Genomic DNA, 13,050 nt, shown 5'->3' with positions numbered 1-13,050 from the left:
CAATTTGCAGGTAACGCTATGGGCATCGCCGAACAGATCACGCAGTACAAGGACAGCCGCAAGGCCGCGTTCGAGAAACAGGTCGAGTTCACCGACAAGGCCGCCAACGAGGACCGCAGCCTGTCGAGCGACGAGCAGGCCAGCGTCGACGAGCTCCAGACCGAGATCGAGCAGATCGACGCCGACGTGGCGCGGCTGGAAAAGATGCTGACCACCGAGCAGGCCAACGCCGAGCCGGTCGACAAGAGCCAGCCCGGCACGCAGTTTCGCCAGGCCAAGAATACGTCGGACCTGTCCGGCGGCATCGGCTTTGCCAAGGCGGCCCGCTGTCTGGCCCTGGGCAGTATCGAGAAGCGGGACGCAACTCAGATCGCAGAGCGTCTTTACGGCGATGAACGGATCGTGAAGACGACCGAGGCCATCATGACCAAGGCCGCGGTGAATCCGCAGACGTCGGACAACGGGCTTGTCACCGAGTCGGGGGTCTACGGCGACTTCGTGGCTTACCTCATGCCCCGCACCATCGTGGGTAATCTGCCGATGCGCAGCGTGCCTTTCCGTGTGCCGCTCATTGCGCAGGACTCGATCGGTTCCGCGAACTGGGTAGGCGAAGGTAGCCCGAAGCCGGCCACGTCGCAGGGTTTCAGCCAGACCAGCTTGGACCCGCTCAAGGTCGCGAGCATCGCGGTTGCCTCGATGGAGCTTCTGCGCGATTCCAGCCCGGCCGCCGATGCCCTGATCCGCGATTCTCTGGTCGATGCCCTGCGGATGCAGATCGACACCAGCTTCATCGATCCGAGCAATGGTGGCACCGCGAACGTCAAGCCGGCCTCGATCACCGATGGTGTGACCGGCATCGCAGCCTCTGGCACGGATGCCGAAGCGCTGCGAACCGACATGAAGGCGGTATTCAGCCAGTTCATTACCAACAATCGCAACGTGAGCGGCTGCTCGTGGGTTATGGACGGCAGCACCGCGCTTGCCATCTCGTTGATGACCAATACCCTCGGCCAGCCCGAGTTCCCCGGCATCGGCATGAACGGCGGCACGCTGGGCGGCCTTCCGGTTGTCGTGAGCGAGTACGTCACCGCGGGCGATATCTACCTGGTAGACGCCGACAACATCTACTGGGCCACGGACGGCGGCATTGAGCTGAGCATGTCCGATCAGGCTTCGATCGAGATGAACGACAGCCCGGACGGCACCGGCTCGCTGGTCTCGCTCTGGCAGAACAATCTGTCGGCCTTCCGTGTCGAGCAGCGCCTGAACTGGATGCCGCGCCGTACGAACAGCGTAGCCCGCATCACGGGCGCAGCCTACGGTGAAGCGGCGGCGTAAAGATGCGCTGGAGCCCCTTCCGCACCAAGGCCGCAACCGATCAGCCGTCCGGGTATAACTCGGGCGGCTGGCGTCGGATTCTGGAGCCGTTCACCGGCGCCTGGCAGCGCAACGTCGAAGTGCGTCAGGACGCGCTGGTCACGTCCAGCCCGACGCTGTTCGCGTGCCTTGATCGGATCAGCTCGGATATCGGGAACCTGCCGTGGCACGTCAAGCAGAAGGACAGCAACGGCATCCCGCGCACGATCGAGACGCCGGCGAAGGCCCGCGCCCTGGAGTCCCCGAACGACTACCAGACGCCCGATGCGTTCCGCCGGGCGTGGAGCCTGTCGAAGCTGCAGCACGGCAATGCCCTGATGCTCAAGGCTGGCGGTCAGATGTTCGTCCTCGACTGGACGAAGGTGCAGCCGCTGGTCAGCGAGTCCGGCAGCGTGTTCTATCGGCTCAGCCTGGGCAGCAATCAGAACCTGCTCCCCGAGGCGTTCGGCGAGGGTCAGATCACCATCCCCGCCAGCGACGTGATCCATGATCGCGGCCCCTGCCTGTATCACCAGCTGATCGGCGTGCCGCCCGTCACGGCGGCGTACTGGACGGCGGTCAAGTCGTTCCACATCCACCGGAACAACGCCGAGCTGTTCAGCAACGGCTCGGTGCTGGGCGGCCTGTTGACCGTGCCGGCCGGCCTATCCGATGACGACGCCAAGGCGCTGAAAGACTACTGGTCGAACACCAAGCCCACCGACACGCGCGTCGTGGGCGCAGATGCCAAGTACACGCCCTTCGGCTCCAATGCGGTCGATTCGCAGGTCGTCGAGCAGCTCCAGCTCTCCGATAAGTCGATCTGCCAGCCGTTCGGTATCCCGCCGTTCATCGTCGGCGCGGAATCCCTGCCGTCGGGCCAGAAGCCGGCGGAATACATGCTGAGCTACTTCGTGCTCGGCCTGCAGCAGCACGTCAACGCAATGGAGACGCTGCTCACGCGCTCGCTGAATCTGCCGCAAGGGCAGTACGTCCAGCTCGACACCGACCAGCTGGTGCGCATGGATCAGGGTCGCCGGGCCGAAGTCTACGGCCGCCTGGTCACGGACGGCATCTATAGCCGCAACGAGGCCCGCAAGCAGTTCGATCTACCCCCGGCCCCCGGCGGCGATCAGCTGCTCGTGCAACAGCAGGACGTGCCGCTGTCCAGCGTGGGGAACACCAATGGCTGAAATCATCACGGCCGAAGAAGCCAAGGAACATCTCCGCCTGGACGACGACGATACGGCCTGGCTGACCATGGCGCTCCCGCCCGTGCGCAACGCCATCGTCCTGTGGTGCGGATCCGAATCGCGACTCCATGACGCCGACGGCGACCTGCACGAATGCGTCCGGCTGGCCGCGCTGGTCGAGCTGTCCCGCCAGTACATCCAGCGGGAAGGCCCGCAGCAGAAGAATCAGGTCGACTGGTTCATGCAGGGCTACAGCCTCGGCCCCGGCGCCACGGCGCTGCTGCAGCCGCTTCGCAAGCCGACGGTGGCGTGATGCAGGTCTCCGCCGGCCAACTCCGCCACAAGGTCACCCTGCAGGCCCAGCAGGAGACCCGCAGCGAATACGGCGAGATCATCGTCGATTGGGTGACTCTGGCCCGTGTGTGGGCGCATGTGGCGCCGCAGTCCGGCCGCGAGTACTTCGCCGCGCAGCAGGTGCAGTCCGAGGTCTCGACGCGCGTCACGATCCGTTACCGCGATGACGTGAACGCCACCATGCGGCTGCAGCACCGGGGCCAGACCTACCGGATCGAAGCGGTTATGGCCGATGACGGCTCGGGCCGGGACCACCTGACGCTGATGTGCAGTGAGGTCTCGCCATGATCGCCAACATCTACCCGATACTCGCCGCCGATACGGACATTGCGGCGGCCGTGGCCGATCGGATCTACATGACGGTCGCACGGCAACACGCCGAGACCCCGTTCATCGTCTGGCAGCCCATCTCCAGCGTGCCCTACAACACGCTCGCCCTGGGCCCGACGGACGACCAGCAGCGCATCCAGATCGACGTGTACGCCGGCGACCCGACGCAGGCGCGGGCACTGGCCGGGGCAGTGACGCGGTGTGTGGCGCAGCACGGCAACGTGCTCTCGGGCGCGATTCCATCCTTCGAGAACGAGACCCGCCTGCATCGCTACTCGCTGGACGTCTCGCTGTTCCATCGGCGGGCGTCATGAAAGTCGAAGGTCTCGAAGGCATCAAGCGCAGCCTGAGCGAGCTCGACGCGAAGGTGCAGAAGAAAGTCACGCGCCATGCCCTGCGCGCCGCCGCCAAGCCCATACAGGCCGAGGCGCGGCGACAGGCCAAGCAATTCGACCGGCCGGAAACGCCTGACCGGGTGTGGAAGCAGATCACCACGCGATCGCTGCCCAAGCGCGCCGTTAAGGCCAGCGGCGGCGACCTGGGCGTTGCCGTCGGCGTGAAGGACTCCAAGCCGGGCGAAACATTTCATTACGCCAAGTTCGTGCTGCTCGGCACCAGCCAGATTCAGGCCAACCCGGTGCTGCGCCGATCGGCCGACACCAAGCAGACCGAAGCTCTCAACGCCTTCGCAGACGACCTCTGGGATGGCATCCGCAAACAGACCGAATAGGTGAATCACGATGGCAACGCCTACGCAAGAAACCGCCCTTTATGTGCATGACGATTCCGGCACCCCGTCGGTGGTCGAGATCGGCTGTCCGACCTCGATCAGCGGTGCGGGCGCGACGCAGGAATCGATCGAAACGACGTGCCTCAGCGACAAGAGCCGCCAGTATATTCCCGGCCTGTCGAGCCCCGGCGAATTGAGCTTCGACGTGCGGTTCGATACCGGCAACACGTCGCACATGCTGCTCGAGACCATGCGCAAGAACCGCACGACCGCCGCCTGGGCCATCGGTTTTTCCGACGGCGATGAAGAGCCCACCTTCGCCGAAGACAAGCTCACGTTCACGTCGCGTAGCGGCATCGCGTTCAACGGCTTCATCACCAGCGTCGAGTTCTCCTTCGAGCAGAACAGCGTCGTGAGTGCCTCTGTCGGCATTCAGATCACGGGTGAAGTCGAAGTCAGCAAGGCGAGCGCCGCATGAATATCGAGGACCTGAAGGCCAATGGCGGCATCGTCGAATCGCAGCTGACCCAGCGCATGGCGCACTGGAACGGCAGCGAGATCACGTTCTACGTCCGCAAGCTCTCGTTTGGCGATGTGGATCGCATCTATAACGGCGAGAACCTGGACGCCTCGCAGGCCGCCGAGATGATCAGCAAGGCGGTTCGGCTGGGCGACAACGGTGACGAGGCGCTGACCTATGAGCAGGCGTACAGCCTCGATCCGAACCTTGCGACGGTGTTCGCCGAGCACGTCATGGAAGTCAACGGCGTGGGCGAGGATGCCGGCGACCCAAAAGCCTCGACGCCCGCACCGAGTTCTGGCTCGAAATCGCGCAAGTCCTCGGCTGCACGGTCGCCGAAGCCCGCGAGCGCCTGAGCTATCCCGAAACGATGATGTGGCTGGCCTACCGCAATAAGCACGGCGCGATCGCGACGGCGCCCCGGCTGGAAGTCCAGTTGGCCGGGGTGCAGGCGATGATCGTGCAGGCATTGGGCGGCAAGGCCGAACCAAGCGACTTCATGCCGGGCATGGCGAAGACACAGGATCGTTCGTCGGGTATCGACTTCGAGCAGGCGCTGGGCGCGTTTGAATCGATGGGTTTGGTGAGCTGACATGGCGGGCAGTCTCGGCACACTCAGCATCGACCTGATCGCCCGCACGGGCGGGTTCACGCGGAATCTGAAAGGCGCCGAAAGCGAGATGGAACGCTTTGCCCGTCGGGCGCGGCGTGACTTTCGCAAGGTCGCGGATGATGCGCGGCAACTCGGGCGGACGTTCGCCCGTCTCGGCACGGTCGTGGGCGGCGCAGCCACGGCGCTGGGTTACTTCGCGTCCCAGCAGGCGCAGGCCGTCCAGCGTACCAACGCCATGGCGCAGGCCACGGGTGTGGCAACCGGCGAGTTCCAGCAGCTCCAGTACGCGATAACGATGGTGGGCGGTCAGGCCGACGACGCGCTGGGGCTGGTCAAGGATCTGCAGGAGCGCATCGGCGAAGCGGCCATGTCGCAGTCGGGCGAAGGCTACGAAGTCCTGCAGCAGATCGGCCTTGATGCCGAGAAACTGCAAAAGCTGAGTATCGTCGATCAGCTCACGCGCATCGGCGAGGCCATCAAGGGGCTGCCCAAGGCACAACAGGTCTACATCCTCGAGAGCCTGGCCTCTGAAAGCTCGGCGCTGTTGCCGCTGCTACGGGAGGGCGCGACGGAGCTCCGGCGATTTGCCGGCGAAGCCGTCGAGATGAATACGGCCCTGTCTGCGTTCGAGACCAACCGGATCACCGACGCGGCCCGGTCGTTCGATCAGATGGGCGCCTCGATCACGGGCGTGATCAATGCCCTGATCGTCGAGCTCGCCCCGACAATCCAGTCCTTCGCCAAAGCGTTTACCCGCGCCACGCAGGCGGTTGTGGAGAACATGGACCGCATCATCCGTGTGGTCGAGGTCGCCGCAACGCTCATCGGTGCGCGCCTGACCGCGGCCGTGGTGAACGTCGGCTGGTCGGCCTTCGCTCTGGCCGCCCGGAGTGCCGCCGCAGCGGTCCGCAGCGCGGGTGTGGCGGCCTCAACGGCGGCCGTGGCGATACGCGGCCTCAAGGGTGCTCTGGCGCTGCTCGGCGGGCCGGCGGGTGTGCTGTTGCTGGCCGCCAGTGCCGCGTATCAGTGGATCAGCAGCTCCAACGATGTCCGCTCCGAGGTCAACGAACAGGCCAACAAGATCGACACGCTCGCCCGCAAGTGGGGTGAGCTGACCAAGGCACAGCGCCAGAACGCGATATTCCAGCAGCAGGAAGTCGTCACGAAGCTGCAGGAACAGGTCTCGCAGCAGGCGCAGGAGATGGAAAAGGTCGCCATGTCGCGGCGGCTCGTGACCGACGCCACCACGAATCAGGCGACCAGCCAGAAGCTGGCGAACGATTACGACCGGCAGGCGATCGAGAATCAATCGAAGCTCGCCGATATCAGCCAGCGGCTATACAAGGAGCGGAAACGCCTCCAGCAGCTCAAGTCCGGCGACATTGATATGGCCGACTTTGGCGGTGGCCCGCCGAAGCCCACGCCGACGACTCCGACCGGCGGCACCGCCTCCGGCACGTCCGTTCAGCGCGTCGAGGTTCCGAAGCGGCCCGAAATCTACAGCATGTCCGATCGCGCCCGCGATGCCCTGGATCAATTCAACCAGGGCAACCGCACGGTCGAGTCCGTGAAGGCCAAGTACGACAAGCTCGCCGAGTATGCGCGGCTCTACTACAACGATGCGGGCAAAAAGGCCGAGGTGCTGGCCCGTATCCAGTCCGAGCGCGCCAAGGCAGTGGCCCAGATGACGGGCGAGCAATACAACCGCATGAGTGAGTTCGCCCAGCAGGCGGCGCGTAACGTGCAGGACACGCTCGGCCGCACGCTCAAGCAGACCCTGGCGGGCAACTTCGACGGCATTCTCGAGAGCTGGAGCAATATGCTGCTCGAAATGGCCGCGCAGGCGCAGGCGGCGCAGCTCAACCGGGCGCTGCTGGGTGACTCCTTCGCGTCCGACGGCAAGCTCGGCGGCCTGCTGGGCGCCGCTGGCAAATCGCTCGGCGGCATGTTCGGCAGCATGTTTGGCCCCAGCTCGGCCAGCATCGGCACGTCGTTTGCCGACGCGGGCATCGGCGGCATCGGCACGGGCGTCCAGTCTCAGTTCGGCGGCTTCTTCGCCAAGGGCGGCAATCCGCCTATCGGGAAGGGTTCGATCGTCGGCGAGAACGGCCCGGAATTGATCGTCCCGCGTACGCCGACGACTGTCATTCCCAACCATGCGATTCCTCAAGGTGGCTCGAATAGCGGCCCGGTCGTGAATCAGTACGTGACTTATAACGAAGCCGAAGGCAAGACGGGCGAAGAACGTCAACGCGATCAGCAGAGCCTTGCGAAGACGCTTGAGAATCAGATCACGAGCGTGGTCGTTAGCGACATGGCCCAGCGTGGCCCGATGAGTCGCAGTTTCCAGAACATTTTCAACCTCAAACGCAAGGGAGCGGCGTGATGTACGAACAGCGGGCGAGCTGGATTGCACGGGAGCTGCTGCGCACCGAGAAACCCGAAAGCGCCGCCGCCATATTGGGCTTGGCGATCGTCAAGATCGCGGATGAATCCTTTGAATCCGACGACGTGCGGGAGCGCGCCATACGCGGCGTCTATGACCGCATGGTCGAGTATTACGAGCGCAACAAGTGAGAGGGTTGCCGTCGCCCGGGCGAAAGCTCTTAGGACGGACACGGATTAGTCGGTGAGTGCCGTGCATGACAAAACCCCGACGGCCGGCAGCGGTTTTTTTGCCTACGGGCCCTCCTGACCGCGTGGCCGGCATCTATTTCGTTTCGCTGATGGAGCGACCATGAGTACGTTCACGGCAGAAGTCTATCCCGTGGTTCTCGAAGACACGCGCCACGTTTTGACGGTCGATACGGGTTGCACCGTGGCGGACATGGTTCCGCCCGAGCGCCACGCGATTGTGATCGTCAACAACCGCGTGATCCCGCTCGAACAGTACGCCACGCATGAGCCCATCGAGGGCGATTATGTGGTGATCCGGGCTGTGCCGACGGGCCTGGTCGTTGCGGCGGCTGCGGCGATTGGCTCTGCGGCGGCCGGTGCTGCAGCTGCGGGCAGTGTTGGTTTCCTCGGCTTGAGCGGCCTAGCAGCAACAGTGGCATGGACAGCGTTGACGATCCGCCTATCCACGTCCCGACTCACTTGAGGTGTTTCTATGACGGTCCTGAATTGCCTGATTACTGATGACCGTGCCTGGATGGCACAGGATCATTCCACGTATGACTCGCGCGGCATGCCGGCGAAGGATGTCACCGCATCCGATTACGTCTTTCGGGCGCAATCGCTCGGCGAGGCGTGCAAGGTTCAAGTATTTCCGGACCGGCGCCTGCTCATGGGGATCGCCGGATCGGTCGTGTACGGCATGGCGTGGCTTCATGTGCTCGATCAGCGCGGCGACGACATTGACGGGCTGGCGGGCTATGCGACCGACGAGCTTCGGCGGATCTTCCATCACTACAAGCCCGCGTTGCGTGAATGCTATGTCCTGCATGCCGGGTTCAGTGCCGCCGAGGGGCGTGTGATCGGTCTGCTCTATCAGGCCGAGAACGACTTCGTGCCGGTCCGGTTGCCGGCGGGCGCGGTCATGCACTCGCCACATCTCAGCGGAGACGCGCCGGGTATTGATCGCGCCGAGGCATTGGCCGAACAGGCGCGCTGCGGCCGGCGTGTTCCCGAGTTCTTCGACGCCATGTTCGCCAATCAGAAATGGCAGTGTGAACATCGCCGCCTGCGGGCCGGTGTGCTGCTCTCCGACGACTACACCCTGGCGTCGGTCGATTCGGACGGCGCGCGGGTCGTGCAGGGCGCTGAAGCGGCCGCAGTTGCCTAGCGGGGTTATTACCAACAATCGAGTGGGCTGCCGTCGCCCGAGCCAGGCTCTAGGACGGACGCGGATTAGTCGGCGAGTGCCGTGCATGACAAAACCCCGACGGCCGGCAGCGGTTTTTTGCCTACGGGCATGCTCCTTGACCGCGTGGCCGACATAGCCCCTATCGGCGGTGCCGGTGGGGGCTTTCTATCTCTGGGGCTGCCGAAGGCCCAGCTTGTGACTTGATGCTTGCATGGGACTTTGCTCGCTTTTACGCTCCTCGGGCGCGATATGCGCGCAAAAACCGAGGGAGAAAAATGAAGCAAATAATGGCACTTACCGTGATCGCAGCCGGTTTGGTCGGATGCACGACCGCTGGCCCGTACGTCACGAACATCTCTAGTGACGGCCGCAGTGGTCTCAACGTCGAAAAGTGCACTGTCAAGCTCAATGCCTTTATGGGGACTGTATCGAATGGGGACTGCACGTCGCAGTCGATTCAGGTCCGATAAACGCGACGCGCCCACGCAGTTGATAACGAGCCCGCTTCGGCGGGCTTTTTTTACGTCGCATCACGGTGGGATGGCGCTGCGCCAGCGAGGTGCTAAATTCTCGCCCATGGCAAAGCTCAAACGGCGCGACCGACTGGCCTGGCTGTTGAGGCAGCGGGGATATACCTACCCGGCGATCGCCGAACGGCTGGCGAGGTTTCAGGGGCGGCCGAGGACGTCCAGTCAGCGCGCGTCCGAGATTGTGAAGCGTTACGACCGCGTCATGCGCCGGCGGGCTCGGGATCCACGTTGGTACGACGGCTTGAGGCCGCAGACGGTCACGATGCTGAAGCGCGCAGGCTATGACACGCCGGAAGCGATCCGGGCGGGGCTGCGAGACGGCTCAATCCGGCCGGAGTCTATGCCCAATCTCGGGCCAAGGTCTTATGCCGACCTGTGCCGAGTGTTCGGGGCTCCAAAGCTGGAGTGAAGGCGTCGTCTGTGCGCTCGGCGAGAGCAGCGTGCAAGCCTCGCGGTTTGGGGAAATCCGGTTGTACCCCGGTTTGTACCCCGGCCATAAAAAAAGGGCTTAGAGAAGCTGGAAATTTTCTCTAAACCCTTGATTTTGTTGGCTCCCCGGGACGGGCTCGAACCGCCGACCTAGTGATTAACAGTCACCCGCTCTACCAACTGAGCTACCGGGGAACGGCGTTGGCATGCATCGCCCTGCGGCGAAGGTCGCGTATTCTAGGGTGACATGCGGTACTTGGCAAGCCGTCCGGCCGGTGAATCGGGCGGCGATGCGTCAGCTTGTTCTCGGACGCGTTCGCGTCGGCCCGGCCACGCGGCTTTCCTCGGCGCGCCCACTTGTATTTTTAGTGCACAGGCCGAACCTCCATCTCATGAGCGATCGATTCAAATTGCAGGCGAACTGGGACCCGGCCGGCGACCAGCCCGCGGCCATCGAGGGGCTCGTCGAAGGGCTGGACGACGGCCTGGCGCACCAGGTGCTGCTGGGCGTGACCGGGTCGGGCAAGACCTTCACGATGGCCAACGTCGCCATGCGGGCGGGGCGGCCCATGCTGATCATGGCGCCGAACAAGACGCTCGCCGCGCAACTCTACGGCGAGATGAAGGAGTTCTTCCCGAACAACGCCGTCGAATATTTCGTCTCCTACTACGACTATTACCAGCCCGAAGCCTACGTGCCGTCGTCGGACACCTTCATCGAGAAGGATTCGTCGATGAACGAGCACATCGAGCAGATGCGGCTGTCGGCGACCAAGGCGCTGATCGAACGGCGCGACACGATCGTGGTGGCGTCGGTCTCGGCGATTTACGGTCTGGGCGATCCCCAGGCCTATTTCGCGATGGTGCTGCATCTGGACGAGGGCGAGACGATCGGCCAGCGCGACATCGTCAAGCGCCTGACCGAGCTGCAGTACACGCGCAATGACATGGCGCTGGAACGCGGCACCTATCGCGTACGCGGCGAGATCATCGACGTCTTTCCGGCGGAGGCCGATGAGGAGGCCGTTCGCATCGAGCTGTTCGACGACGAGATCGAGCGGCTGTCCTATTTCGATCCGCTCACCGGCACGATCAACCGCAAGGTGCCGCGGCTGACGATCTATCCCAAGACGCATTACGTCACCCCGCGCGATCGCATCGTCGGGGCCATGGATCAGATCAAGGCCGAGATGAAGGAGCGGGTTAAATACTTCGAGTCGCAGAACAAGCTGATCGAGGCCCAGCGGATCGAACAGCGCACGCTCTTCGATCTGGAGATGATCAACGAGATCGGCTTCTGCTCCGGCATCGAGAACTATTCGCGCTATCTCTCCGGGCGCGCGCCGGGCGAGCCGCCGCCCTGTCTGCTTGATTATCTGCCCGACGACGCGATCATGGTGCTGGACGAGTCGCACGTGACCGTTCCCCAGATCGGCGGCATGTACAAGGGCGACCGGGCGCGGAAGGAGACGCTGGTCGAGTACGGCTTCCGTCTGCCTTCGGCGCTGGACAACCGGCCGCTCAAGTTCGAGGAGTTCGAGCGCGTGGCGCCGCAGATGGTCTACGTCTCAGCCACGCCGGGCCCGTACGAGACGGAGCACGCGGACAACACCGTCGAACAGGTCGTGCGCCCGACGGGGCTTGTCGACCCGGATATCGAGGTGCGGCCGGCGGAGAATCAGGTCGACGATCTGCTCTCGGAGGTCCGGGACGTGGTGGCGCGCGAACAGCGGGTGCTGGTGACCGTGCTCACCAAGCGCATGGCCGAGGATCTGACCGAATATCTGCACGAGGCGGGCGTGCGGGTGCGCTATCTGCACTCCGATATCGACACGGTCGAACGCAGCGAGATCATCCGTGATCTGCGGCTGGGCGAGTTCGACGTCCTGGTCGGCATCAATCTCCTGCGCGAGGGGCTGGACATCCCCGAGGTCGCGCTGGTGGCGGTGCTCGACGCCGACAAGGAGGGCTTCCTGCGGGCCGAGCGCTCGCTGATCCAGACGATGGGCCGGGCAGCGCGCAACGTCGAGGGCCGGGCGGTGCTCTACGCCGACCAGGTCACCGGCTCCATGCGGCGCGCCATCGACGAGACCGAACGGCGCCGCGCCAAGCAGATCGCCTTCAACGAGGAGTACGGCATCACGCCGAAGACGATCGAGAAGGCGGTGGCCGACGTCATGCGTCACGGCTACGAGGATTACTCGAGCGCCAAGGAGCGCAAGAAGGTGGCCGAGGTCGGCGCCGACTATGCGCGCATGTCGGCCAGCCAGCTGGCCAAGGAGATCGACAAGCTCGAGAAGCAGATGTTCAAGCACGCCGAGAACCTTGAGTTCGAGCAGGCGGGCGAACTGCGTGATCGGATCGCGAAAATCCGCGAACACGCACTGGAACTCCCTGCGAAGGCTGGATGATTCGATTTCGCGGCTCGTGACGATCGAGCCGCGGCACACGCGATCGGCGAACAGGCCGGGGCGGTGCTTTGCGGTCGGTGCCGAGCCGCTCCGAATTATTGCAGGCGTCGACCCGCGCGATGCGTCCAGCCGCTGTTTGCGGCGCGCCTGACCGATTCTCGCGTGTCCGGTCGCCGCTTCGCCATGTGTTTGACGTATCGCGACCAAGGCGTAGGCTGCGCGCTGGCCGGCGGGGAGCGGCGATCGACTGGCGCAAGAGGGGGCGATGCGGTCGTCTCGCCTGCGCAAAGAGGGCCGCATGAAAACGCAGCGGTGTAACGCGGTGGCCAGGAACGACGACGACCTCGAGCCGTCCTTACGGCCGCCCGGAAGCGTCTGCCGCTATGGCGGCGTTCGGAATGTCTCGGTGGGCGGCTTCGTCGGCGCCGTGCAGGCGATTTTTTGCGTCGAAAGGGTTGTCCCGCCGTTCTGATGGCGGTATCGTCTCGCACTTCGCTAGGCGCGTAGCTCAGTTGGTTAGAGCGCTACCTTGACATGGTAGAGGTCGCTGGTTCGAATCCGGCCGCGCCTACCAGATCTTTCGCAACCGCGGCCTTGTCTCGGTTGCCGTTCGGTCACACGACGTCGGTATCCGGCTTTGCGAGGTCGGATCCGCCCGGTCTCCCGAGTCGTGCAAGCCGGACTTCGGATCGGCCGCCGACACATGTTGGCGGCCTTTTACGTTCCAGCGGTCCGTCTCCGCTGGCGCCACGCACGCGGCCCCTGGTATCGGCCGCCAC

At 64.2% G+C, this 13,050-nt stretch carries 15 protein-coding genes and 2 tRNA genes; 16 read left to right on the top strand and 1 reads right to left on the bottom strand.

The features are described from left to right. Positions 1-18: 18 nt before the first annotated feature. From SAOR_RS00980 to SAOR_RS00920, 13 genes are all read left to right on the top strand, one after another. Positions 19-1,338: a phage major capsid protein gene (locus SAOR_RS00980; protein ID WP_221179825.1), complete on the top strand. Its 1,320-nt coding sequence runs from the start codon at positions 19-21 to the stop codon at positions 1,336-1,338. A gap of 2 nt (positions 1,339-1,340) precedes the next feature. Continuing rightward, positions 1,341-2,549, top strand: coding sequence for a phage portal protein (locus tag SAOR_RS00975; protein ID WP_123629804.1), 1,209 nt, complete (start codon positions 1,341-1,343; stop codon positions 2,547-2,549). Then, positions 2,542-2,862 carry a head-tail connector protein gene (locus SAOR_RS00970; RefSeq protein WP_123629803.1) on the top strand — a complete coding sequence of 107 codons (321 nt, stop codon included), beginning with the start codon at positions 2,542-2,544 and terminating at the stop codon, positions 2,860-2,862. The genes SAOR_RS00975 and SAOR_RS00970 overlap by 8 nt, the downstream gene beginning before the upstream one ends. Further along, positions 2,862-3,191: a phage head closure protein gene (locus SAOR_RS00965; protein WP_123629802.1), complete on the top strand. Its 330-nt coding sequence runs from the start codon at positions 2,862-2,864 to the stop codon at positions 3,189-3,191. Before SAOR_RS00970 ends, SAOR_RS00965 begins: the two co-directional genes overlap by 1 nt. After that, the gene (locus SAOR_RS00960) at positions 3,188-3,547 is read left to right on the top strand and encodes a DUF3168 domain-containing protein (protein ID WP_123629801.1); all 360 of its coding nucleotides are present in this window, start codon (positions 3,188-3,190) and stop codon (positions 3,545-3,547) included. The genes SAOR_RS00965 and SAOR_RS00960 overlap by 4 nt, the downstream gene beginning before the upstream one ends. After that, positions 3,544-3,963, top strand: a complete 420-nt coding sequence (locus tag SAOR_RS00955; RefSeq protein ID WP_123629800.1) for an HK97-gp10 family putative phage morphogenesis protein — start codon at positions 3,544-3,546, stop codon at positions 3,961-3,963. Before SAOR_RS00960 ends, SAOR_RS00955 begins: the two co-directional genes overlap by 4 nt. 10 nt (positions 3,964-3,973) lie before the next feature. Further along, positions 3,974-4,441 (top strand): phage tail tube protein, encoded by a 468-nt coding sequence (locus SAOR_RS00950; RefSeq protein WP_123629799.1) that lies wholly within the window; start codon positions 3,974-3,976, stop codon positions 4,439-4,441. Next, a complete protein-coding gene (locus SAOR_RS00945) occupies positions 4,438-4,839 on the top strand; it encodes a phage tail assembly chaperone family protein, TAC (RefSeq protein WP_123629798.1) in 402 nt (133 codons plus the stop codon). Before SAOR_RS00950 ends, SAOR_RS00945 begins: the two co-directional genes overlap by 4 nt. Next, entirely contained in the window at positions 4,791-5,075 is a 285-nt protein-coding gene (locus SAOR_RS16745; RefSeq protein WP_425472086.1) for a phage tail assembly protein T, read from the top strand. The genes SAOR_RS00945 and SAOR_RS16745 overlap by 49 nt, the downstream gene beginning before the upstream one ends. A gap of 1 nt (position 5,076) precedes the next feature. Then, a complete protein-coding gene (locus SAOR_RS00935) occupies positions 5,077-7,482 on the top strand; it encodes a hypothetical protein (protein ID WP_123629797.1) in 2,406 nt (801 codons plus the stop codon). Continuing rightward, positions 7,482-7,673, top strand: a complete 192-nt coding sequence (locus SAOR_RS00930; protein WP_123629796.1) for a hypothetical protein — start codon at positions 7,482-7,484, stop codon at positions 7,671-7,673. Before SAOR_RS00935 ends, SAOR_RS00930 begins: the two co-directional genes overlap by 1 nt. 160 nt (positions 7,674-7,833) lie before the next feature. After that, the gene (locus SAOR_RS00925) at positions 7,834-8,196 is read left to right on the top strand and encodes a hypothetical protein (protein WP_123629795.1); all 363 of its coding nucleotides are present in this window, start codon (positions 7,834-7,836) and stop codon (positions 8,194-8,196) included. A gap of 9 nt (positions 8,197-8,205) precedes the next feature. Next, the gene (locus SAOR_RS00920; RefSeq protein ID WP_123629794.1) at positions 8,206-8,880 is read left to right on the top strand and encodes a hypothetical protein; all 675 of its coding nucleotides are present in this window, start codon (positions 8,206-8,208) and stop codon (positions 8,878-8,880) included. Positions 8,881-9,979: 1,099 nt separating this feature from the next. On the opposite strand, the gene SAOR_RS00910 is transcribed toward SAOR_RS00920, so the two are convergent. Beyond that, positions 9,980-10,055, bottom strand: a tRNA-Asn gene (locus tag SAOR_RS00910). 197 nt (positions 10,056-10,252) lie between these two features. On the opposite strand from SAOR_RS00910, the gene uvrB reads away from it, so the two are divergent. The 3 genes from uvrB (at position 10,253) to SAOR_RS00900 (ending at position 12,845) form a co-directional block, all read left to right on the top strand. Then, positions 10,253-12,271: an excinuclease ABC subunit UvrB gene (gene uvrB, locus SAOR_RS00905; protein WP_123629793.1), complete on the top strand. Its 2,019-nt coding sequence runs from the start codon at positions 10,253-10,255 to the stop codon at positions 12,269-12,271. A 298-nt stretch (positions 12,272-12,569) separates the two neighbouring features. Then, positions 12,570-12,743 carry a hypothetical protein gene (locus tag SAOR_RS16740; RefSeq protein WP_185015497.1) on the top strand — a complete coding sequence of 58 codons (174 nt, stop codon included), beginning with the start codon at positions 12,570-12,572 and terminating at the stop codon, positions 12,741-12,743. 25 nt (positions 12,744-12,768) lie between these two features. Continuing rightward, positions 12,769-12,845: transfer RNA gene (locus SAOR_RS00900), tRNA-Val, on the top strand. Positions 12,846-13,050 lie beyond the last annotated feature (205 nt).

Source organism: Salinisphaera orenii subsp. orenii MK-B5, from assembly GCF_003788635.1.
GTDB classification, from domain to species: Bacteria; Pseudomonadota; Gammaproteobacteria; order Nevskiales; family Salinisphaeraceae; genus Salinisphaera; species Salinisphaera orenii.
The sequence above is the reverse complement of the archived record's forward strand: the minus strand, read 5'-3'. Positions and strand labels throughout refer to the sequence as shown.

Excerpts from the sequence above, each read along its gene's own strand:
- SAOR_RS00945 (WP_123629798.1), top strand. The coding sequence starts at position 4,438 with ATGAATATCGAGGACCTGAAGGCCAATGGCGGCATCGTCGAATCGCAG.
- SAOR_RS00965 (WP_123629802.1), top strand. The coding sequence starts at position 2,862 with ATGCAGGTCTCCGCCGGCCAACTCCGCCACAAGGTCACCCTGCAGGCC.
- SAOR_RS00930 (WP_123629796.1), top strand. The coding sequence starts at position 7,482 with ATGTACGAACAGCGGGCGAGCTGGATTGCACGGGAGCTGCTGCGCACC.
- SAOR_RS00925 (WP_123629795.1), top strand. The coding sequence starts at position 7,834 with ATGAGTACGTTCACGGCAGAAGTCTATCCCGTGGTTCTCGAAGACACG.
- SAOR_RS00960 (WP_123629801.1), top strand. The coding sequence starts at position 3,188 with ATGATCGCCAACATCTACCCGATACTCGCCGCCGATACGGACATTGCG.
- SAOR_RS00955 (WP_123629800.1), top strand. The coding sequence starts at position 3,544 with ATGAAAGTCGAAGGTCTCGAAGGCATCAAGCGCAGCCTGAGCGAGCTC.
- SAOR_RS00920 (WP_123629794.1), top strand. The coding sequence starts at position 8,206 with ATGACGGTCCTGAATTGCCTGATTACTGATGACCGTGCCTGGATGGCA.
- SAOR_RS00970 (WP_123629803.1), top strand. The coding sequence starts at position 2,542 with ATGGCTGAAATCATCACGGCCGAAGAAGCCAAGGAACATCTCCGCCTG.
- SAOR_RS00980 (WP_221179825.1), top strand. The coding sequence starts at position 19 with ATGGGCATCGCCGAACAGATCACGCAGTACAAGGACAGCCGCAAGGCC.
- SAOR_RS00935 (WP_123629797.1), top strand. The coding sequence starts at position 5,077 with ATGGCGGGCAGTCTCGGCACACTCAGCATCGACCTGATCGCCCGCACG.
- SAOR_RS00950 (WP_123629799.1), top strand. The coding sequence starts at position 3,974 with ATGGCAACGCCTACGCAAGAAACCGCCCTTTATGTGCATGACGATTCC.
- uvrB (WP_123629793.1), top strand. The coding sequence starts at position 10,253 with ATGAGCGATCGATTCAAATTGCAGGCGAACTGGGACCCGGCCGGCGAC.
- SAOR_RS00975 (WP_123629804.1), top strand. The coding sequence starts at position 1,341 with ATGCGCTGGAGCCCCTTCCGCACCAAGGCCGCAACCGATCAGCCGTCC.
- SAOR_RS16740 (WP_185015497.1), top strand. The coding sequence starts at position 12,570 with ATGAAAACGCAGCGGTGTAACGCGGTGGCCAGGAACGACGACGACCTC.